This window comes from Mycolicibacterium tokaiense, from assembly GCF_010725885.1.
Taxonomy (GTDB): Bacteria; Actinomycetota; Actinomycetes; order Mycobacteriales; family Mycobacteriaceae; genus Mycobacterium; species Mycobacterium tokaiense.
The window spans coordinates 642,111-661,464 of sequence record NZ_AP022600.1; the positions used below are offsets into that span (position 1 = coordinate 642,111).

Sequence of the window (19,354 nt, forward strand, 5' to 3'; positions counted from 1 at the left end):
TCAGTTCACCTGCGCCTGTGTCGATCCGAGAACAGCGGGCAGGCACATCGAGGGAAGGTCGCACACAGCACCCTCCTGCAATAATTGGCGAGCTTCATCGAGACTCATCGGTCGGCGGTAGAGGAATCCCTGGCCCTTTCGAGCGCCCATCTCGAGCAGCGCAGCGCGCTCGGCGAGCGTTTCGATGCCTTCGACCACCAGGTCGAGATCAAGGGCATTGGTGAGCGCCACCACCGACTGCACCACTGCGGTGTGCTTGGCGTTGCCATCACCGAGAGCTGCAGCGAACGAACGATCCAATTTGAGCTGGTCCACCGGCAGCGTCTGCAGCTGGGTCAACGACGAGTACCCCGTGCCGAAGTCGTCAAGGGAGACCCGCACACCCGCGTCCCGCAGTTGATCCAAGGTGCCGTGCACGACCCGGAGATCGATGAGGGCGTGCTCCGTGAGTTCGACGATGAGGAATTCAGGGGGAACCTTTCGAGCACGCAACATCTTCAGCACCTCATCGGCGAAGCCGGCTTCGCGCACCTGGCGAGCCGAGACGTTGACAGAAATGGTGAGCCGGTCGGCCACGCCGGCTGCCCGCCATTCAGCAACAGCATCTATGCCTTCCTGCAGGACCCATCGACCGATCTCCACGATCACTCCGTTGTCCTCGGCAAGCGGGATGAAGGTGTCCGGGCTGAGATTGGGCAGTCCGGGTCGTCGCCACTGCAACAGCAACTCGAAGCCGGTTACGGCACCGCTGTCGAGCATGACAATGGGCTGGGCGGCCACTTTCAGCTGGTCACGCTCCAGCGCACGGCGTAGTGCCGCGTCCAGATCGAGTCGCTGGGCGACTTCGGCCTCCAGGTGAGAGTCGAAGACGTTGATGTGGCTGCCTTCGGTCAGCTTCGCCCGATACATGGCGACGTCGGCTTCGCGCATGAGCTCTGCACCGGAGACGGTGGATTCGTCCGCGAAGGTGATGCCTATGCTGGCACCGACAAACGCCTCCTTGCCGTCGATCTCGTAGGGTTCGCTCAGCGCGCTACGCACCCGTTCCGCCATCGCGATGGCCTGTGCGCGATCGGGTAGCTCGGAGCAGAGCACCACGAACTCGTCCCCACCCATCCGCGCCACCAAATCGATGTCGCGAACCGTCGAGGTGAGGCGACGCGCCGCCTCGATCAGGAGCTGGTCGCCCGCGGCATGGCCGATGGAATCGTTGACCATTTTGAAGCGGTCGAGGTCACAGAACAGCAGGGCCAGGCTCACTCCGCGCTCCTTGGCCGACATCAAGCTCGCAGCCAGCTCGTGCATCAGCAGGCTCCGGTTGGCCAGACCCGTGAGGGCGTCATGGCTCGCCTGGTGGGACAGCTGACGGGCAGAGGCGTCACGATTCAGGGCCAGCGGCACCAGGTCCCGGCACCGGCGAAGTGCGGTGCGAACCAGATCATCGAGCGCATCGGCCTCGCCGAACACTTCGAGCGTTCCCCGGGTTCCAGCGGTGTCCGCATCGAATGTGTCCTGCCACGCCAGGCCGACCGACGTGTCGACGTCACGCGGATGGGCGACGACGTGGGCGTCGTACGCAATCCGGACGCCGCAACCACCCGACACCTCGGAGGCAAGTGTTGCAATCTGTCGCAGGACAGCAGCAGGTTCGGTGCCCCTGGCGATATGTTCGAGCACCATCGCCTGCCCTCGCTCGAGCGCCGAGACACGCTCCAACTGCTCTCGGGTGGCGCGCAACTCACAATCTTCCGCGTCGAGGGCACGGCGCGCGACGCGGTACTGACGCACCACGTTGGCGGCAACCCAGACAAGGAGGACCGCGCCGACCGCAAGAGAGGCGATGAGCAGGATCAGCTGGGTGAACCTGCCGCGAAGCAACGCGGCATCGCTGTTTCGGGCATTGCTGTGCAGCTCGGCGGCGGTGCTGTCGACGAGTTGGCGTCCCGCCTCGGACAGCGCCTCGCTCCGGGGCAGAACCATCGTCGAGACGCGGTCTCGCTGATCAGGAGACAGCATGCCCGGCGGCATCTGCTGGACCGCCTCGTCCATGGCGGCCAGGGCCGTCTTGTACTCGGGAGTGGCACTGTCCCAGGCCGAGTCGCCCGTCTCGCTGACCACTGCCAAACGCTGACTCAGCAGAGCACGCGCCAATTGGACGCTCCGTCGGGAGGTGTCACCCAGCAGATAACGCTGCGATGCGTCCACGTAGGCGAGCGTTTCCCTGATGGTGTACAGCAGGTTGTTGGTGGCGGTTTCAGTGCGGGAGTACACCTCTGTGTGTTTCCGCTGAGCAGCCGAGTCGGCGAAGTTGCTGACGACCAGACCTGCCAGGAGCAGCGAGAGCACCACTGCCATCACAGTTTGCCCCCGTGTCGGTCGAAGACGCGGCGCGGGCGACGTGAGCTGGCCGGTTTTCAAGTCCCCTCAGAGCTCGAGCTGACGACAGAAATCGACGCCAGACTCCAGTTCCAGGCGTCGAGCACTCCCGAGAGCGGAGTGCCGTCGGGGAAGACCAACCGCACCGGACCGCCCTGGTCGTACGGAATCGGGGCGCCGTCGCGTTGTGTCGCCAGCAACGCGTCGGACGCGATCATGGGCTGGGCCGGAGAAGAATACTCGTAGTCGTTGAGCGCGACAGTGTTGATGGTGGCACTGGCCGGAATGCCGGCCTCGGCGAGCACCGTGGCAAGAGGTACGCCGCTGAACGTCTGGCGCTTTTTCACAAACGGCTCATCGACGGTGATGGTGGTGCGGCCGAGTGCATCGAGGTCCTCCATTGTCAACTCGAGGGGAACGGCTCCGCCGCTGACGATCAGGATGGGCTCCCCGGGCGCGGGCGGATCGATCTCCGGTGCGCCGTAAGGGCTGCTGGTGGTAGCAGGGGCGGCCGTCGGCGTCGTCGCCGATGAAGCGTCGTCCGTCGAGCTGCCACCGGCGCCGCAGCCGGTCAGGACCAGCGCCGCTGCCAGCGTCAGTGTGCCGATGCCATTCCCCCTCATAACGCCGAACTGTACGTCCGAACAGCACACGAGACAGCAAGAATGGCAAACGCGCACGCACGCTCGGCTGAAAAATTCATCTGCTGCGATGACACGACCGCCGGCGCCTGGGCAAACAGCTACTCCTGTCGGCACCGCGGGGCGCGCGGACGCGCACAGCAGGCCACCGCCACCGTGCTGCGCCAACATGCTGGGTCGCCCTGCCCATCCCGACGCCCGCCGGCAACGAATGGGGAATATGACCTCACCGCGTCGGTTGTCCGCGCCCCGAGCCGCAGTCACCGGTCTACTTGCGGTGGCCGCGGCGCTGGGTGTCGGGCACCTGGTGTCCGGACTCGTTCTCATCCCCTCCGCGTCGCCCTTCCTGGCGGTGGGCAATGCCGCGATCGACCGGACCCCGGAAGCGGTCAAGGATTTCGCGATCGAGAACTTCGGCACCAACGACAAACTCGCCCTGCTGGTGGGCATGGCCGTGGCGCTGGCGCTGCTCGGAGCACTGATCGGACTCCTGTCGCGCCGCAGCGTCGTGCCAGGCTTGGCGGCCATCGTCGTTCTCGGTGCAGTCGGAATTCTCGCCGTGCGCGAACAGTCAACCGGAACCCTGGGGCTGCTCGCACCGGTGACGTCACTGGTGGCCGGGGTGGCGGTGTTCTGGTGGCTACACCGGGCCGCACGATCACCCGAGGCGTCCGTGGAGCCGGGCACCACGATGGGGCGGCGCCGGTTCGTCCTGAACTCCGTCGTCGCCGCGCTCGGCGCCATCGCAGCCGGCGCAGGCGGCTTCGCCCTCGCCCAGCGCGTCGACATCGCGGCATCGCGGCGTGGCGTCGGCGATCTGGTACCCAGCACACCCGCGCCGACCATTCCTGCGGGAGCGGCGTTTCCGGAGCTGGGCACTCCGACGTTTCTGACCCCCAACCAGGATTTCTACCGCATCGACATCAACCTGACCGTGCCACAGCTGCGCGCCGAAGACGCGGTCCTGCGCATCACCGGCATGGTCGACAACCCGGTGGAGTTCACGTTCGACGAGCTGAGGTCCATGCCGCTGGTGGAGCGGACCATCACCATGACGTGTGTGTCCAATCAAGTTGGTGGACCCTATGTCTCGACGGCGAACTTCATCGGTGTGCCGCTGCTGGACCTACTGGATCGGGCCGGGATCCAGGACGGTGCCGAACAGGTGGTGGGACACTCGGTCGACGGCTTCACCCTGGGCACACCACTGGACCTGCTGCGCGATGCCGGCTCGGAAGCGCTGGTGGCGATCGGCATGAACCGGGAGGCGTTGCCGCCCGAGCACGGCTTCCCGATCCGCACCGTGGTCCCCGGCCTGTACGGATACGTGTCCGCGACGAAGTGGCTGACGGAGTTGGAGTTGACGACCTACGACACGAAACCGTATTGGGTGCAACGCGGTTGGGATGGCCAGCCCCCCGGTGTCGCGCCGATCAAGATATCGTCGCGTATCGACGCCCCGACGTCATTCCAACGCGTGTCCGGCGGGCAGATCACCATCGCCGGTACGGCCTGGGCGCAGGGTCGGGGAATCAGCAGGGTCGAGGTGCGCATCGACGACGATCCCTGGCAGAACGCGGAATTGGCCACCGAGGTCAACAAGTTCACCTGGCGGATGTTCCGGCTGACCACACCGGTGACACCGGGTCAGCACACCGTGTCGTGTCGCGCCTTCGACGGCACCGGAGTCATGCAGGCCGAGGAGCGGCTGCCCCTGATCAATCCCGGGCCGGTGCCCGACGGGGCGACGGGGTGGCATTCGATCCTCTTCACCATGGAGCCGTGACCGTCTCAGCTTCCGCCGATCAGTTCCACGGCGGTGGCGCGGCCGTTGTACAGGAACTCCAGTATCAATCCCGCCGCGGCGTTGATATCGCTGGTTCGGGCGCGCTCGGGTCCCAGCAGAGCGGTCACCGCAGCAGCCAGCACGTGCAGCGGGTTGCCCGCGGGGCCGGGCACGGCGCCCGAATGCACCAGCGACAGCGCGAATCCGGTGACCAGCGCGTGTAATGCGAAGCTCTGGTCATCGACATCCCAGCCGCTGTCGGCCAGCCCGTACCGGCGCCACACCGGGAGCACCGCACCCACCACGGCGCTGGGACCGAGTGCGTCATGCAGGGCCACCGGGCGCGGGTGGTCGGCGAGCAGACCGAGCAGGTCGTCGTCGTGACGCTGGAGCGCGGCCAGCAGGGGCTGGCTGCTGACGACCTCCAGCATCAGCGGACAGAAGCGGGAGGGCCGCGCCAGATCCGGATCGTCGGCGATCCGCCGGATCACCTCGTCGAGCAGCCGCAGGAAGCCGCGCCCCACCAGGCCGATGAGCAGATCCTCTTTGGTCGGCCAGTACAGGTAGACGGTGCCCTTGCTGACGTGGGCACGCTTGGCGACGTCCGCGACGGTGAAACCGCGGGCACCGCGAGACACCAGCAGTTCGTCGGCGGCCCTGAGCAGCCGCGCCGCCTTCACCGACTGATCCTCGGGCAGCGTGGTGTTCGACGTGCTCACAGAGCGACGATACCGCGTCCACCAGCGGTGATGCACACAATGACCGAATCGGTACTCTGGTCATTATTCGGGGGCCGCCCAGCCACAGGAGAGCACCGTGATCCAGACACTCACCGATCGCCGCAGCCGCGTCGCCACGTTGCAAAAAGCGATCTTCAGCGTCGCCGATGCCATCGCCCCCGTGGTGGATCTGTCCCGCATCTACGTCGACGGGCTCGACGGGCTGCCCCGGGACGGGCGCTTCCTCCTGGTCGGTAACCACACGGTTTCCGGCTGGGCGGAGGTGGTGTTGGTCCCCTATTTCGTGCACCGTGAGCTCGGGACACGGGTGCGGGGTCTGGCATCGCGACAGCTCGCCGATGTCCGTGGCGTCTCACGCGAGGTACTGGAGGCGGCGGGGGCAGTGGTGGGCGATCCGGACAACGGCGCCGCGTTGATGCGTGAGAACGAAACCGTGCTCGTTTTCCCGGGCGGGGGCCGCGACATGCTGAAGTTCAAGGGTGAGCAGTACAGGTTGATGTGGCAGGGGCGCAGTGGATTTGCGCGTCTGGCGATCGCGCACCGCTACCCGATCATCCCCGTCGGGCTGGTCGGCGGCGACGACGTGTACGTCAGCGTCGTCGAACGCGGTGGCACCTGGGAACGCATGACCCGCGGCCTGGGTCGACGACTGCACGGTGTCAACGGGGTCGGCCTTCCCCTCACCCGCGGTATCGGCCCTACCCCCATTCCGCGACCACAACGCATGTACCTGCGGTTCGGATCTCCGATCGATACGCAGCGGCCCACCGACATCGACTCTGCGGCCTGGGAAGCCACGGTCAAGGAACGCACACAGACCGGCGTGCAGACCATCCTCGGCGATCTGCAGACCGTGCGCTCGACGGATCCGTTCCGTCACCTCAACCCGTTGGCCTGGGGTCGCGCAGTGCGCGCTGCTTGAGTGACCGACTGCTACAGCGCGTCGCGGATGTCGTTCTTGAGCACCTCGGATTCGGTTCCGAACACCGCTTGCACACTGTTGCCCACTTCGATCACACCCGCGGCGCCGAGCGATTTGAGCCGGGCCTGATCCACCTTCGACTTGTCGGCGACCTCCATACGCAACCGGGTGATGCACGCGTCGACGTTCACCAGGTTCTCCCGGCCGCCGAACGCTTCGATGAGTTGCTCAGCCTTCGTCGGTGCCGACTGAGACACCCCGGTGAGCGTCTGGGTGGCCCCACCGCCCTGCACGGCCGTCGCGGCGTCCGCGCCGACCCCCAGATTGGCCCGCTGCTCGGCCTCGAACTCGTCTTCGGGTTCCCGCCCTGGGGTGCGCATGTTCCACTTCGTGATCGCGAACCGGAACAGCAGGTAGTAGAGGACCGCGAACACGACACCCATCACGATCAACAGCGGAATGTTCTTGGCGGCGGGCGCGGTGCCGTACAGCAGCAGGTCGATCAAGCCTGCGCTGAACGAGAAGCCGAGATGGATGTCGAGCACGTAGGCGATCGCCAGCGACAGCCCCGTCAGCACCGCGTGGATGATGTACAGCGGGAACGCGACGAACATGAATGCAAACTCCAGCGGTTCGGTCACCCCGGTGAGGAACGCGGTGAGCGCCGCGGCCGACAGGATGCCGACGGCGACCTTACGCTGTTTCTTGTTGGCGACGTGGATCATCGCCAATGCCGCTGCCGGCAGCCCGAACATCAGGATCGGATAAAAGCCCGACGTCAGGTGGCCGCCGGTCGGGTCACCCGCGGCGAACCGGGTGAGTTCGCCGGTGACGGTCTCGCCGTCGGGGGTCTGATAGTCGCCGTAGAGGAACCAGATATAGGAGTTCGGAATGTGGTGCAGCCCAAGCGGAATCAGCATCCGGTTGGCGAAACCGTAGATGAACGCACCCACCGCTCCCGAGCCGCCGATGAACTCACCGAGGCCGGTCAGACCGGCATCGAAGATCGGGTAGAAATAGCTCATCGCGAACGCCAGGAACAGACACGCCAGCGACACGACGATCGGCACAAAGCGTCTGCCGCCGAAGAAGCCGAGATAGGACGGAAGTTTGATGGTGTGGTACCGATCGAACAGCCACGCGGTGAGCAGGCCCACCACGATGCCGGCGAACACGCTGTAGTTGATCTCCGCCTGCTCCCCCGAGGCATTCACCTCGCCGGCGAGCACAATCGGCGACATCGTGGTGAACACGGCGTCGACCACCAGATACCCCACCACCGCCGCCAGGGCTGTCGACCCGTCGGCCTTGCGCGAGAAGCCAATCGCCACACCGACTGCGAAGAGCAGCGGCAAGTTAGCGAACAACGCGTCCCCCGCGGCGCTCATCGCTTTGAAGAACGCGCCTATGACGGGTGCGTCGATGCGCCCGAGCAGGTCAGGCTGGCCCAAGCGCAGCAGGATGCCCGCGGCGGGCAGCACCGCGATGGGCAGCATGAGACTTTTGCCCAAACGCTGCAACTGTGCGAATCCTGGTATCCGCATGCCCCTTTTGCTTTGCGTTTCTTGCGGTTTCACTGGGTCAGTGGTCACAACCAGCCTTCTTCCTTGCCGAGGTAATGCCATTGCACGCAAGACGACTAAGCCTATTCTGGGTGCGGTCGGCTGGCATCCGATCGGCCGAAAGGAGTCGACACGATGAGCAACACCGCTGTTCACGCCCCCGTCGCGGGCCGCGCCATCCCGCTCGCCGAGGTACCTGATCCGGTGTTCTCCACGGGCATGGTGGGTTACGGCGCCGCGGTGGACCCACCGCGGGAGGTGATCGACGCGGTGGCTCCGGTGAGCGGGAAACTGCTCCGACTGATGCCGCACGCCTTCGTGATCATGACCGCGGACAAGGTCGGGGTGCTGGTCCATCTCGGTATCGACACCGTGGCACTCGAGGGTGAGGGGTTCACCACCCATGTCAGCCAGGGCGACGAGGTCACCGCCGGGCAACGGATCGTCACCTACGACGTTCCCGCAATCGTGGCCAAGGGGCTCAATCCGGTTGTGCCGGTGGTTGTCATGGACGAGCGCAACGCCGACAACATCAAACCGGACGAGGCCGTGCTCGAGGGTGCGGTGATCGCCCCCGGGGCCGACCTGTTCACCGCGCACACGTGATGGGACTCTGATGGAAGTTGTTGTGCTGCAGGACCGGACCGAGATCGGCCGGGTTGCCGCCGACGCGGTGGCGGCGTTGCTGGATCGTAAACCCGATGCGGTGCTGGGACTGGCGACCGGTTCCTCCCCCCTGCCGATCTATGACGAGCTGGCGGCGCGCCACGCAGCGGGTGCACTGTCGTTCAAGCAGGCCCGGGGGTTCACCCTCGATGAATACGTCGGTCTGCCTGCCGATCACGCCGAGCGGTACCGCAACGTGATCGACACGTCGTTCGTCTCCCGCGTCGACTTCGCTGCCGGCGCAGTGCAGGGTCCGGACGGCCTGGCTGCCGACATCCCGGCGGCGTGCGCGGCCTACGAGGCCGCGATCCGCGAGGCCGGTGGTGTGGACCTGCAGATCCTCGGGATCGGCACCGACGGGCACATCGCGTTCAACGAGCCCGGTTCGTCGCTGGCCTCGCGGACCCGGATCAAGACGCTGACCCGGCAGACCCGCGTCGACAACGCCCGGTTCTTCGGCGACGACGTCGATGCGGTGCCGACGCACTGCCTGACCCAGGGACTGGGCACCATCCTCGAGGCCCGCCATCTCGTCCTGGTTGCCACCGGCCGCGGAAAGGCCGAGGCGGTGCACCATCTGGTGGAGGGCGCGGTGAGCGCCATGTGGCCGGCCACCGTGCTGCAGCACCATCCGCACGTCACCGTGCTCCTCGACGACGCCGCCGCGCGCCGGCTCCAGCTCGTGGACTACTACCGGGAGACCTATCGCAGCAAACCGGCCTGGCAGGGCATCTGACGTGCTGCTGACCGCAGACACCGTACTGACCGGTCGACAGTCGTTGCGGCCGGGTTGGATCGACATCGCCGACGCGGTGATCCTCGGCGTGGGAAGCGGCGCGCCTCCCGCTCCCCCCGCCCTGGCGTTGGGCGCGGTCACCGTGGCGCCGGGCCTGGTCGACACCCATGTTCACGGCGGTGCGGGCGCGGACTTCTTCACCGCCGATCCGGCAGGGACCGCCGAAGCGGTGGCACTGCATCGCAGCCACGGCACCACCACCTTGGTGGCTTCCTTGGTCACCGCGGGTCCCGCCGAACTGCTGCAGCAGGTGCGAGCGCTGGCGGGCGACGTCCGCCTCGGCGTCCTCGACGGGATCCACCTGGAGGGCCCGTGGCTGTCACCGCAGCGCAGCGGCGCCCACCAGACCGCGCTGATGCGTGACCCCGACCCCGCTGAGATCGACGCTCTGCTCGTCGCGGGCGAGGGCGCGATCCGGATGGTGACCATCGCGCCCGAACTCCCCGGCGCTCTGGCCGCCATCGAACAGTTCACCGCGGCCGGAGTGGTGGTCGCGATCGGGCACACGGAAGCCACCTACGCTCAGACGCGCGCGGCCATCGACGCCGGCGCCACGGTGGGTACGCACCTGTTCAACGCGATGCGTCCGATCGACCGCCGCGAGCCCGGCCCGGCGGTGGCGCTGCTGGAAGACCCTCGCGTCACCGTCGAGCTGATCGCCGACGGCGTGCACATCGACTTCGCGATCTACCGGATGGTCACCAAAAATGCTGGTGTTGATCGCGTTTCGCTGATCACCGATGCGATGGCCGCGACCGGTGTGGCGGATGGCCGCTACTACCTGGGGCCGTTGGCGGTGGACGTCACCGCGGGGGTGGCACGGGTGGCCGGCACCGACACCATCGCAGGGAGCACCGCGACGATGGACCAGGTACTGCGCAACGCCGTCGCGGCCAGTGGCGTCCCACTCGATGAGGCGCTGCCGATCGCGGTGGCGCAGAGTTCCTGCAATCCGGCGCAGGCGCTGGGTCTGCCCGCGGCAGCAGGCCTGGCCGTCGGGGCCCCTGCCGACCTCGTGGTGCTCGACGCCCACCTCAGTGTCACCGCCGTGCTCCGCAAGGGCGTCTGGGTGATCGCCCCGCAGTGAATTTGCTGGACCCGGAGCGGCGGTGGAGACTGCCCGCCGATCCGGCTGTTTATTGAGAGACACCATACTCGCCCCTGATGGAGCTCATTTTTGCTCTAGCATGATCCGGCACCACGTGCTCGGAAGGGGGGCCCCGTGTCGACCAGACAGCGCATGGGCCTCGTCCTCGGGGTACTGGTCGTCGGTGCTGCTGTGCTCAACGCACTGCAGTTGTGGCCGTCGACGGTCGCGGCCGATGTCGCCGTGGCACTGCAATTGATCACCGCCACCGGCGCCATGGTGTGCGGCCTGGTGGTCGCCCGCCGGGTCACCGGTGCGGCCCGCTGGTGGCGGCTGAGCTACAGCGCCGTCATGGCGGTGTGGGTGATCGGGCATCTGGTGGACCTGGCCGATGGCGACAGCAGCAACACCTCAGCGGTCTCGGCAATCGCCTACCTGTGCACCACCATCCTCGCCTTGGCTGCAGTGGTGCTGCTGTTGGTCTGCGATCAGCGGACCCCCGGCAGGGAAGGCCCCGTGCTGCAGCGGCCGTCGACCGTCAGCGTTTTGGATACCGCAGTGTCGGCGCTGTCGTTCCTGATTCTGGCGGTCATGAGTGGTGTCGGCGTCCGGGGAACGTCGTCGGGCAGCACGGTCGACGCGATCTTCGCCGGGCTCGAACTGGTGCTGGTGACGTTCGTGGTGTGCGTGGCGATGTTGCACAACCCCGCGCGCATCTACCGGGTGAACCTGATCCTGCTGGTGCTGGGGATCGTCGCGATCGCGGCATCTGACCGCCTTGTCACCTATCTCGATCTGTTCGGTGCGGACGGGCTGATCCTCTGGGGCGGCCTCGGTTTCATCGTCGGTCCGCTGTTGGTGGCCTTCGCGATGCTCGAACCGACGCCCCGGTCCACGACCCGGGTCAGTTCGGTGGACTGGGTGCAGTTGATCATGCCCTTCACGGGCTTTCTCGGGATCGTGGCGCTGCTCGCGTTCCACTTCTTCTCCGGTCAGAAGCCGCCGCCATTCGCGGTCGCGGCCGCCGGCTTGACGGCGCTGCTGCTCACGGTGCGTCAGGTCATTGCGATGCGCTCGATGACCCTGGTGACCGACCGGCTGTACGCGGTGCAGCGGGGCCTGGCCCATCAGGTGCTGCACGACCCTCTGACGGGCCTGCCGAACCGCATCCTGTTGACCCGCCGGCTCAACGAGGTGATCGGCGCGCGGGACTTTGTCTTGATCTTCGTCGACCTCGACGACTTCAAGATGGTCAACGACCAGTACGGGCATGCCGCCGGTGACGAGTTGTTGGTTGCGGTCGGTGAGCGGCTCAGACGCTGCGTCGCCGCGGAAGACACGTTGGCTCGGGTCGGCGGTGACGAGTTCGCGGTGCTGGTGGCGGACGGCTGCGACGACCCTGGGGTGGTCGCCGACCGGCTGCGGGTGGCGCTGCGGGATCCCTTTCCCGTGCATGGCAACTCGGTACGGGTGCGGGCCAGTATGGGGTTGGTACGGGCCGGGGTCGACGACGCACCGCAGACATCGGACGATCTGCTGCGCAAGGCGGATACGTCCATGTACGCCAGTAAGCGGCTGGGCAAGGACACCACCGTGGTGTACCAGCCGAGAGCGGGTGTGCACGCCGACTTCGTAGCGGCGATGCGAGCGGCTCCGGGCAGGGCGCCGGCCGGTTTCCGGCTGGTGTATCAGCCGGTGGTGGCCCTGCCTGCAGGCAACACGGTGGCCCTGGAGGCCTTGGCCCGGTGGACCGCACCCAACGGAGTGGAGATTGCGCCTGAAACTTTCGTGGCCGCCGCCGAAGCAGCCGGGTTGGGCGCCGAGTTCGACGCACTGGTACTCGATCTGACCTGCCGGCAGATCGCGTCGACAACACTGGACCTGAACATCCACGTGAACGTCGGCGCCGCGCGGCTGGGCAACGCGGACTTCGAGGACACCATCCGGCACACTCTCGCGCGGCACAACATCGCGCCGACGCGCCTGGTCCTGGAGATCACCGAAACCGTTCCCATCGTGGATCTCACCGCCGCCGCAGCACAGATCCGCAGGCTCAATGAGTTCGGGCTCAGCGTCGCGCTGGACGACTTCGGCGCGGGCTACAACTCACTGACCTATCTGCACACCCTGCCGGTGCAGATCGTCAAGCTCGACCGCGGCCTGGCCGAGGGTACAGGGCACGCGCGTGACCTTGCCCTCTACCGATCGATGGTCGCGGTGTGCACCAACCTGGGGTGCGCGGTGGTGGCCGAGGGAATCGAGACCCCTGGCCAGTCACAGATCGTGGCGGCCGCCGGCTGCCAGTACGCGCAGGGCTATCTGTACGGACGGCCCGAACCGCTCAGTGCACTTTCGTGATTCGGGTTTCTAGTGCGGATCAGCGTCAGGCGGGTTTGTGGAAGGTGTACACCCGGTACTGAATCAGGCCGACCTTGGTAAGCCATTTGATCCATCGGGTGCCCACGATCAGCGTCTTCTGGGCGTCCTCGGAGCCCCGTTCGCGGAAGAACTTGATCAGGAACGGGTAGGTGGGCGTGGTATTCCTGGCGATGTTGCGGTTCGCGACCAGCTCGAGACCACCGCGCTTGCCCATGGCCCGGTAGGAACGCAAGGGCACGTTGCCGAGCGTGCCGTAGGACTTCCCGATTCGCGACCGGATCGCCATCCAGAACGGTGTCTTTGCCAGAATGGCAAGAACCGGAACAAAATCCGACACCGCCACGTACCCGCCCGGCTTGAGCACCCGTGCCGCTTCGGCGAGAAACTGCTCGCGGGACGGGAAGTGGAAGATGCACTCCACGGCAAGGACGCGGTCAAAGGTGTTGTCCTCGAACGGCATGTGGCAGGCGTCGGCCTCCACCCAGTCGATCTCGTTGCCGTTGGTGGGGTAGGTCTGCGCGTCTGCGGCAGCGAGTTGGCGCGGGTCGATGTTCAGCCCGGTGAGGTGCATGTCGCGATGTCCGGCGTTGATCTGGCCGATGGTGCCGCCGAACCCACATCCGACGTCCAGCAGACGTTGACCGTCGGTGACGTTGCCGGCTTGCAGCAGAACAGCATTCATCTGCTCCATCGCCGCGAGGTAGTCGGCGCGGGTTCCGTCGGCGGACTTGGGGTCTTCCCAGAAACCCCAGTGCACCTGACGTTCCCACAGCTGACCGGTTTCGCCACCGTCCTGGCGTTCGTCGATGAGCAGATCGAAATACGGGAGTGCGGTCATTCTGTGTTCCTACTTTCTACGGGGTTTGATGGCGCCATCCGCGGCGTCGCTACACAGTGGGCATGAATTCGGCGAGCGTCAGGATCATGAGAACCACCATGGCCAGTCCGATGAGCCCGCCGATCGGAATCATCGCCACGCAGACCAGCACCCAAACGCACAGCCTGGGCCACTCGAAGGACTGGTTGCCGACCACGCCACCGCGGCGCTCCCGCAGCGCGTGGTAGACCGCCCAGATGCCGGCACCGAGGGCGGCGCACGCGATGATCCGCACGCCGACCGGTGTGGCGGTCAGTGCCACCGCGGCCATGGCGGCGGTCGTGATCATTCGCCCCCAGGTCACTGCTCGACCTGCCACTGCGGGACCGCGAGGGCGGCGGGTCCGGTCCGGTTCGCTGCGGTAGCGCGGCACTCGTCCGTCGATGCCCAGTGCTCGCCAGATCCAGCGTGACCAGACGGTGCGTAAGCCCAACTCCTCGGCGGTGCGCCGCACGTCGGCGGCCGAGTCCGCCATCATGCGGCGGGATTGGTCGCTGCGCCAGTAGGCGCTCTTGAACACCTGCCGCGGGATCCCGAACTGGCGGGCGAAGCTGCGCGGTTGTCCGATCATCTCCCCGATCAGCCACCGGAGAAGCAGGGGGAAGGCGATGGCGTAGGCCGCACGCCGAAGACGTCCCGCGCGCCGCATCCGCTCGGCCAGATGGTCGTCGGCGAACGAGATGTGGCGTGCTTCCTCGGCGAGGTGGATGTAGGTGATCTTGTGCAGCAGTGGGGGCACCCCCGCGAGACCGCGGTGCTGCACGGTCTGCTGGTGGTGCAGGGGTTGCTCGCCGCACAGCACGCCGATGAAGTGGATGACATTGAAGTAACCACCGAGAAAACCCAGAATGGGCGCGAAAATCCTGGAGGCCCTTCGCATTCCCGGGACATCCTCGCCGGTTCGGTTGACGAACTCCTGGAACATCTGGATGTGGTTGCATTCTTCGCCGAGTTCATGCACCAGGTAACGGAACACCGGGGACCCGTTGGGCAGTTTTCCGCTGTAATGCAGGACGCCACGGATCAGGACCATCTCGAATTGTGAGGTGACTTTCAGTGTGTTGGCGGTGATCCAGCGCCCCATGTCGATCTGCCGACTCGGCGACTGCCGGGCATACCACTCGGTGAAGGCCAACGGCGCAGTTTCCGGGTCCAACCGCCACCGCGGGTCGTCCCGGTCCAACTCGTTGTCGGGCGCGTCCCAGTCGATGTCGACGTACGGGTCGAACCCCCGTCGGGTCGTGGCACCCGAGAGGGACGCAACCCTCTCCAGGTACTGACCCTCCAGTGCGTCGTCCATGTCATTGAGTGCGGTCATATCCCTGTCCGTTGAGCCGGTTGCCTCTCGGCAGCACAAGACCGTGAACCTCTAGGTGACAGTTAGGCGATCCTCGTGGACACAGGCTTGCACGGCAGACCCAGCTAAACGACACGCGGCGCGCGCCGCTGCTCAGGAGTGTCCAAACCGTTATCGACGCGTCCGTCAGCGAAGCGGGCGACGGCTGGCAAAAACGGCTGCCCGCGTTGAGGTTTCGGACGCTACAGAACCGAGTGCGTACGGAACCGCGCGATCTCGTTTTCCGGCGCGTACGGCGCCGACCGTGCCATCACCGTCCGCGCAGGGAACCGTTCATCGTCGCTGTCCAGGATGCGGACGCCGGCGGCTGGGTCGGTGACGCAGAAGCCGTCGATCGAGAGCGCCAGACCGTCGAAGGCGGCCTCCGCGCCGGCGTAGCGCCCGGGGCCGCCATTGGCGCGCTCCAGCAGCTCCAGCGCCTGAGCCGCTCCAAGCGACAGCAGATTCTGACCCCCGAGGACCACCGGGCAATGCGCGGGCACCATGATCTCGACCAGCCGATCGGCCAGGTATCCCAGCACCAAACCGGAGTCCTTGCGCGTCTCCGTCACGCTCTCCGAGGGCGGTCCCTGCTCGACATAGGCGGCGATGAAGGCCTGCTTGTCCTCGTCGCTCAGTCCGTCGCCGAAGAGTGCCAGCGTCTCGTTCACCAGCTCGTCGGAGGCCCGGTCTGCCATCCGCGACTCCACCGCGCCGTACACGCCGGCGTACGCATCCACCTCGTGCGGGGACATGCCGAAGGTGAGCCGGCCCAGTCCGGTCCCTGGGTGCAGTGTCCAATCGTCAGTCATCGGCTCTCTCGTCTGGGTCGCAGGATCGCTCTGCGTACATTAGTGGTGGCCCGCCGCAGCACAGGAGACCCATGACGATCAACGTGATCAACCCCGATGGCCTACCGACCGTCGACCTCTACCATCAGGTAGCCGTGGCATCCGGTTCCCGGCTGGTCTTCCTCGCCGGTCAGGTGTCCGTGGACGCGGACGGCGCCGTGGTCGGCGCCGGCGATCTCGCGACGCAGGTCGAGCAGTGCTTCCGGAACGTCGCGACCGCGCTCGCGGCTGCGGGTGCCACGTTCGCCGACGTCGCCAAGCTGACGATCTACCTCGTCGACTGGACCCCGGACAAGATGGCCGCTCTGGCCGACGGCATCTCCCGCGCCTCGGCCGCTCTGGGCATCACCGCTGCCCCGCCGCTGACCGGCATCGGCGTCGCTGCCCTCGCCGGCCCGGAATTGCTGGTCGAGGTGGAGGCGACGGCCGTCGCGGGGTGAGGCGCGCCGGCCCCGATTCGTCAGGAGTGCTCAGGAGTTGAGCGCGTCGGCTTTCGCCCGAGAATAGGCAGCATCCAGGCAGGCGGCCGCGGCCTCTTCAATTGCACTCTCCGCAAACAGAATAGCGTCGACCGCGTAGTCCTCGGCGTACTCGGCGTCGCGTTCGGCGACCTTGGCGTCGTGTTCTTCCTTCTTCTCGTCGATGGTCGACCGAAGCTTGGCGAGGTGGGCCTTCCACTTTCCGCGGAGTTCATCCCACTGGCCGGACACAGTCTCCGAGGCACCGTCCAGCTTGTCCTTGAAACGGTCAGCAGTCGATTCGGCGTGTTGGCGCGCCGCGGCGGCGTCAGCCTTCAATTGCTCTTTCTCGTGCCCTGCGGACGCTTTGATCCGGTCCGCTGATTCCTTTGCCCTTTCCGAGATTTCGTCGAACTTCTCACTGAGACGATTGTTGGACATCAATTGCCCCTTTTCCATTCACCCGGTACCGGCCCACGGGCCGCGATGTGTTCCAGCGTGTCACGAAGGAGCCCGGGCCGATACCCCCAACGGCAGAGCAACATTCACTCTTTGTGCTCGCGGCGCTGTCGTCGTCAACGGGCCTTCGACGATCACGCGGCCGACAGACCGGCGGGCTGGAGTATGGCAATGTACTTCGGTGTGCTCGCTACACGCAGCGCCCGCACCCAGGAGCGTGCTGCGGGCTGCGCCTTTGACACTCACACCGCCTTTCCCGGCCCGGCAACAGCAGCCACAGCAAAGCTGTGAAGCCGAAATCCGATGCCCCGCCACATCACTGGTTCTCACCGCGGATTGAATCCATGCGTCTTCCGCGCATCGCGTGGGTGACGAACAGCGGGCGCATACTGCCACCATCGCGCTGCGGCAGACCTAGGCTGGAGGCAGCGGGGGCGACCGGCCGCCGGTGGAGCGACGGGTTGCACCAATGACCAGAAACCGTCTCGACAACAAGAGGGTCGTCATCACCGGCGCGGCCAGCGGCATCGGCCGGGCGGCCGCCGAACTGATGGTCGCCGAAGGTGCCCGCGTGCTCATCGCCGATCTCAGCGCCGACGCTGCACATGCCGCCGCTGCCGAGATCGGCGACAACGCGTTGGGCATCGAGGTGAACGTCCTCGACGACACGTCGGTCGCGGGGATGATCGATCGTGCCGTCGCCGAGTTCGGCGGCATCGACGTGCTGTGCAACCACGTGGGCGGCAGCGATCCGCGCAAGGATCTCGACCTGCTGCGCCTGGATCTCACCGAATGGGACCGGGCGATGACGCTCAATGCGCGCAGCACCGTCGTCGCCTCCCGCTTGGCGTTGCCGCACATGATCGACGGTGGCGGCGGCTCCATCATCAACACCGTGTCGGTCGCGGGTCTCACCGGTGACACGCTGCAGTGCGCCTACGGGGCGGCCAAGGCCGCGGTGATCCGGCTCACCCAGTACATCGCGGTCCAGTACGGCCGGAAGCATGTGCGCTGCAACAGCATTGCACCAGGGGCCATCATGACACCCGCACTGCGCGACAATGTGTCAGCGGAGGTGATCGCCGACATACGCAGCCACAACCCTCTCGACGTGATCGGCACCCCCGAGGATATCGGCTGGGCCATGGTGTACCTGGCCTCCGACGAGTCGCGGTACATGACCGGCCAGACTCTGGTGCTCGACGGCGGCCTGACTGCACAGAGCCCGATCGCGGCCAGCCGCGGCCGCTTGCTCGATGATTGAGCGTGCGCGGCGCTGGCTTGCCGGAGTGACGGTAGTGGTGCTGCTGACCGGCTGCACTGTTGCCACCGCCGATCCCGGCCCGCACGCCGGGCAGTTGCTCACCGCTCGGCCGTTGACGACCACAGCAGCGTTGCCCAGCGCCGACACCCGACTGATCACCTATGTCTCCGACGACGCACACGGCCAACCGATCGTCGTGTCGGGAACTGTGTCGGTACCGAAGTCGGCACCACCCGACGGTGGCTGGCCGGTCATCAGCTGGGCGCACGGCACCACCGGATACGCCGATACGTGTGCCCCCTCGGCAGACACTGCCGACGGCCTCGTCCACGACTATGTCGCCCTGGTCAACCCGATGCTCGACAGTTGGGTGTCGCGTGGCTATGCCGTAGTCCAAACCGATTACCAGGGGCTGGGAACCCCGGGTGGGCACCCCTATGTCGATGGGATCAGTGAAGCCAACGCGGTGATCGACATCGTGCGCGCGGCAACGGCTCTCGACAGCGGAATCGGAACCCGATGGGTGGCCATGGGCCACAGCCAGGGCGGGCAGGCTGCACTGTTCACCGCCCAGGACGCCGAGCGCCGCGACCCCGGCCTCAACCTGGTGGGCGCGGTGTCGATCGCTCCCGGCGGGGTAGGCCTGGACCAGGCTGTTGATCTCATCCGTGCCGGCAGTCCGGAGGTCGAAGCGACGCAACGGTTCCTACCCCTTTTGGTGTTGGGCGCCGCGGTGGTGGATCCGTCGATCGACCCGGATCAGATCTTCAGCAGTCAAGCGCGGCCGTTGTTGACCACAGCCCGGACCGAGTGCCTCGCTCAGCTCAACACGGTGCCGACCGTGCCCCCGGGGCAGGTTTTCGCCGCCGATGCCGCAGTGGATGCGCTGCGCGCCTACCTCAGAGGGCAAGACCCGATCAACCTCACCCGCCGGTGCCGGTCATGCTCGTGCAGGGAACCGCCGACGCCGCCGTCCCCCCAGCCGGTGTCGACGCGCTGGCGAAGGCGCTGTGCGGCAGGAAGGTTGCGCTCGACTACCGGGTGTACCCCGGACAGGACCATCGTGGCGTCATCGCCGCCGCGCTCACAGACACGCACGCGTTCGTCGATTCCGTGCTGACCGGAAAGCCGATCGATACCTGCGTCCGCTGATC

General features: G+C 66.5%; 16 protein-coding genes and 1 pseudogene. 9 read left to right on the forward strand and 8 right to left on the reverse strand.

What is annotated here, in order from left to right; translation table 11 throughout:
* Together G6N58_RS03085 and G6N58_RS03090 are read right to left on the reverse strand one after the other, a co-directional pair.
* On the reverse strand, positions 1–2,355 hold the full coding sequence (locus G6N58_RS03085) for a putative bifunctional diguanylate cyclase/phosphodiesterase (protein ID WP_115279766.1): 2,355 nt from the start codon (positions 2,353–2,355) through the stop codon (positions 1–3).
* A 59-nt stretch (positions 2,356–2,414) separates the two neighbouring features.
* Positions 2,415–2,999, reverse strand: a complete 585-nt coding sequence (locus tag G6N58_RS03090; RefSeq protein ID WP_163907867.1) for a putative pterin-binding protein — start codon at positions 2,997–2,999, stop codon at positions 2,415–2,417.
* A gap of 238 nt (positions 3,000–3,237) precedes the next feature.
* On the opposite strand from G6N58_RS03090, the gene G6N58_RS03095 reads away from it, so the two are divergent.
* Complete coding sequence (locus G6N58_RS03095) at positions 3,238–4,803, forward strand: molybdopterin-dependent oxidoreductase (RefSeq protein ID WP_115279764.1); 1,566 nt, start codon at positions 3,238–3,240, stop codon at positions 4,801–4,803.
* 5 nt (positions 4,804–4,808) lie between these two features.
* On the opposite strand, the gene G6N58_RS03100 is transcribed toward G6N58_RS03095, so the two are convergent.
* Complete coding sequence (locus tag G6N58_RS03100; protein ID WP_232067709.1) at positions 4,809–5,522, reverse strand: TetR/AcrR family transcriptional regulator; 714 nt, start codon at positions 5,520–5,522, stop codon at positions 4,809–4,811.
* Positions 5,523–5,619: 97 nt separating this feature from the next.
* Here G6N58_RS03100 and G6N58_RS03105 point away from each other — a divergent pair, with 97 nt between their 5' ends.
* Positions 5,620–6,465 (forward strand): lysophospholipid acyltransferase family protein, encoded by an 846-nt coding sequence (locus G6N58_RS03105; protein WP_115279763.1) that lies wholly within the window; start codon positions 5,620–5,622, stop codon positions 6,463–6,465.
* Positions 6,466–6,476: 11 nt separating this feature from the next.
* Here G6N58_RS03105 and G6N58_RS03110 read toward each other — a convergent pair whose 3' ends face one another.
* Complete coding sequence (locus G6N58_RS03110; protein WP_220100418.1) at positions 6,477–8,009, reverse strand: PTS transporter subunit EIIC; 1,533 nt, start codon at positions 8,007–8,009, stop codon at positions 6,477–6,479.
* Positions 8,010–8,162: 153 nt separating this feature from the next.
* On the opposite strand from G6N58_RS03110, the gene G6N58_RS03115 reads away from it, so the two are divergent.
* The 4 genes from G6N58_RS03115 (at position 8,163) to G6N58_RS03130 (ending at position 12,934) form a co-directional block, all read left to right on the forward strand.
* Complete coding sequence (locus G6N58_RS03115; protein ID WP_115279761.1) at positions 8,163–8,633, forward strand: PTS sugar transporter subunit IIA; 471 nt, start codon at positions 8,163–8,165, stop codon at positions 8,631–8,633.
* Between the two features lie 10 nt (positions 8,634–8,643).
* Entirely contained in the window at positions 8,644–9,429 is a 786-nt protein-coding gene (gene nagB, locus G6N58_RS03120) for a glucosamine-6-phosphate deaminase (RefSeq protein ID WP_115279760.1), read from the forward strand.
* Between the two features lies 1 nt (position 9,430).
* Positions 9,431–10,576 (forward strand): N-acetylglucosamine-6-phosphate deacetylase, encoded by a 1,146-nt coding sequence (nagA, locus tag G6N58_RS03125; protein ID WP_115279759.1) that lies wholly within the window; start codon positions 9,431–9,433, stop codon positions 10,574–10,576.
* 135 nt (positions 10,577–10,711) lie between these two features.
* Positions 10,712–12,934, forward strand: a complete 2,223-nt coding sequence (locus tag G6N58_RS03130; RefSeq protein WP_232067710.1) for a putative bifunctional diguanylate cyclase/phosphodiesterase — start codon at positions 10,712–10,714, stop codon at positions 12,932–12,934.
* A gap of 25 nt (positions 12,935–12,959) precedes the next feature.
* Here the strand turns inward: G6N58_RS03130 and G6N58_RS03135 are convergent, their stop codons facing one another.
* From G6N58_RS03135 to G6N58_RS03145, 3 genes are all read right to left on the reverse strand, one after another.
* Positions 12,960–13,793, reverse strand: coding sequence for a class I SAM-dependent methyltransferase (locus G6N58_RS03135; RefSeq protein WP_115279757.1), 834 nt, complete (start codon positions 13,791–13,793; stop codon positions 12,960–12,962).
* A gap of 49 nt (positions 13,794–13,842) precedes the next feature.
* Positions 13,843–15,150 carry an AurF N-oxygenase family protein gene (locus G6N58_RS03140; RefSeq protein WP_115279756.1) on the reverse strand — a complete coding sequence of 436 codons (1,308 nt, stop codon included), beginning with the start codon at positions 15,148–15,150 and terminating at the stop codon, positions 13,843–13,845.
* A 221-nt stretch (positions 15,151–15,371) separates the two neighbouring features.
* On the reverse strand, positions 15,372–15,980 hold the full coding sequence (locus tag G6N58_RS03145; protein ID WP_115279755.1) for a hypothetical protein: 609 nt from the start codon (positions 15,978–15,980) through the stop codon (positions 15,372–15,374).
* Positions 15,981–16,051: 71 nt separating this feature from the next.
* Between G6N58_RS03145 and G6N58_RS03150 the strand changes: the two genes are divergently transcribed.
* Entirely contained in the window at positions 16,052–16,459 is a 408-nt protein-coding gene (locus G6N58_RS03150) for a RidA family protein (protein WP_115279754.1), read from the forward strand.
* Positions 16,460–16,489: 30 nt separating this feature from the next.
* Here the strand turns inward: G6N58_RS03150 and G6N58_RS03155 are convergent, their stop codons facing one another.
* Positions 16,490–16,918 carry a YtxH domain-containing protein gene (locus G6N58_RS03155; RefSeq protein WP_115279753.1) on the reverse strand — a complete coding sequence of 143 codons (429 nt, stop codon included), beginning with the start codon at positions 16,916–16,918 and terminating at the stop codon, positions 16,490–16,492.
* A 487-nt stretch (positions 16,919–17,405) separates the two neighbouring features.
* Here G6N58_RS03155 and G6N58_RS03160 point away from each other — a divergent pair, with 487 nt between their 5' ends.
* Entirely contained in the window at positions 17,406–18,200 is a 795-nt protein-coding gene (locus tag G6N58_RS03160; RefSeq protein WP_115279752.1) for an SDR family NAD(P)-dependent oxidoreductase, read from the forward strand.
* A pseudogene (locus G6N58_RS31295) lies at positions 18,193–19,352 on the forward strand (alpha/beta hydrolase family protein). Before G6N58_RS03160 ends, G6N58_RS31295 begins: the two are co-directional and overlap by 8 nt.
* Positions 19,353–19,354 lie beyond the last annotated feature (2 nt).

Bases quoted from the DNA above. Each gene is read 5' to 3' on its own strand.
- G6N58_RS03145 (WP_115279755.1), bottom strand. From the start codon at position 15,980: ATGACTGACGATTGGACACTGCACCCAGGGACCGGACTGGGCCGGCTC.
- G6N58_RS03140 (WP_115279756.1), bottom strand. From the start codon at position 15,150: ATGACCGCACTCAATGACATGGACGACGCACTGGAGGGTCAGTACCTG.
- G6N58_RS03095 (WP_115279764.1), top strand. From the start codon at position 3,238: ATGACCTCACCGCGTCGGTTGTCCGCGCCCCGAGCCGCAGTCACCGGT.
- G6N58_RS03150 (WP_115279754.1), top strand. From the start codon at position 16,052: ATGACGATCAACGTGATCAACCCCGATGGCCTACCGACCGTCGACCTC.
- G6N58_RS03135 (WP_115279757.1), bottom strand. From the start codon at position 13,793: ATGACCGCACTCCCGTATTTCGATCTGCTCATCGACGAACGCCAGGAC.
- nagB (WP_115279760.1), top strand. From the start codon at position 8,644: ATGGAAGTTGTTGTGCTGCAGGACCGGACCGAGATCGGCCGGGTTGCC.
- G6N58_RS03085 (WP_115279766.1), bottom strand. From the start codon at position 2,355: ATGGCAGTGGTGCTCTCGCTGCTCCTGGCAGGTCTGGTCGTCAGCAAC.
- G6N58_RS03155 (WP_115279753.1), bottom strand. From the start codon at position 16,918: ATGTCCAACAATCGTCTCAGTGAGAAGTTCGACGAAATCTCGGAAAGG.
- G6N58_RS03110 (WP_220100418.1), bottom strand. From the start codon at position 8,009: ATGCGGATACCAGGATTCGCACAGTTGCAGCGTTTGGGCAAAAGTCTC.
- G6N58_RS03090 (WP_163907867.1), bottom strand. From the start codon at position 2,999: ATGAGGGGGAATGGCATCGGCACACTGACGCTGGCAGCGGCGCTGGTC.
- G6N58_RS03115 (WP_115279761.1), top strand. From the start codon at position 8,163: ATGAGCAACACCGCTGTTCACGCCCCCGTCGCGGGCCGCGCCATCCCG.
- G6N58_RS03160 (WP_115279752.1), top strand. From the start codon at position 17,406: ATGACCAGAAACCGTCTCGACAACAAGAGGGTCGTCATCACCGGCGCG.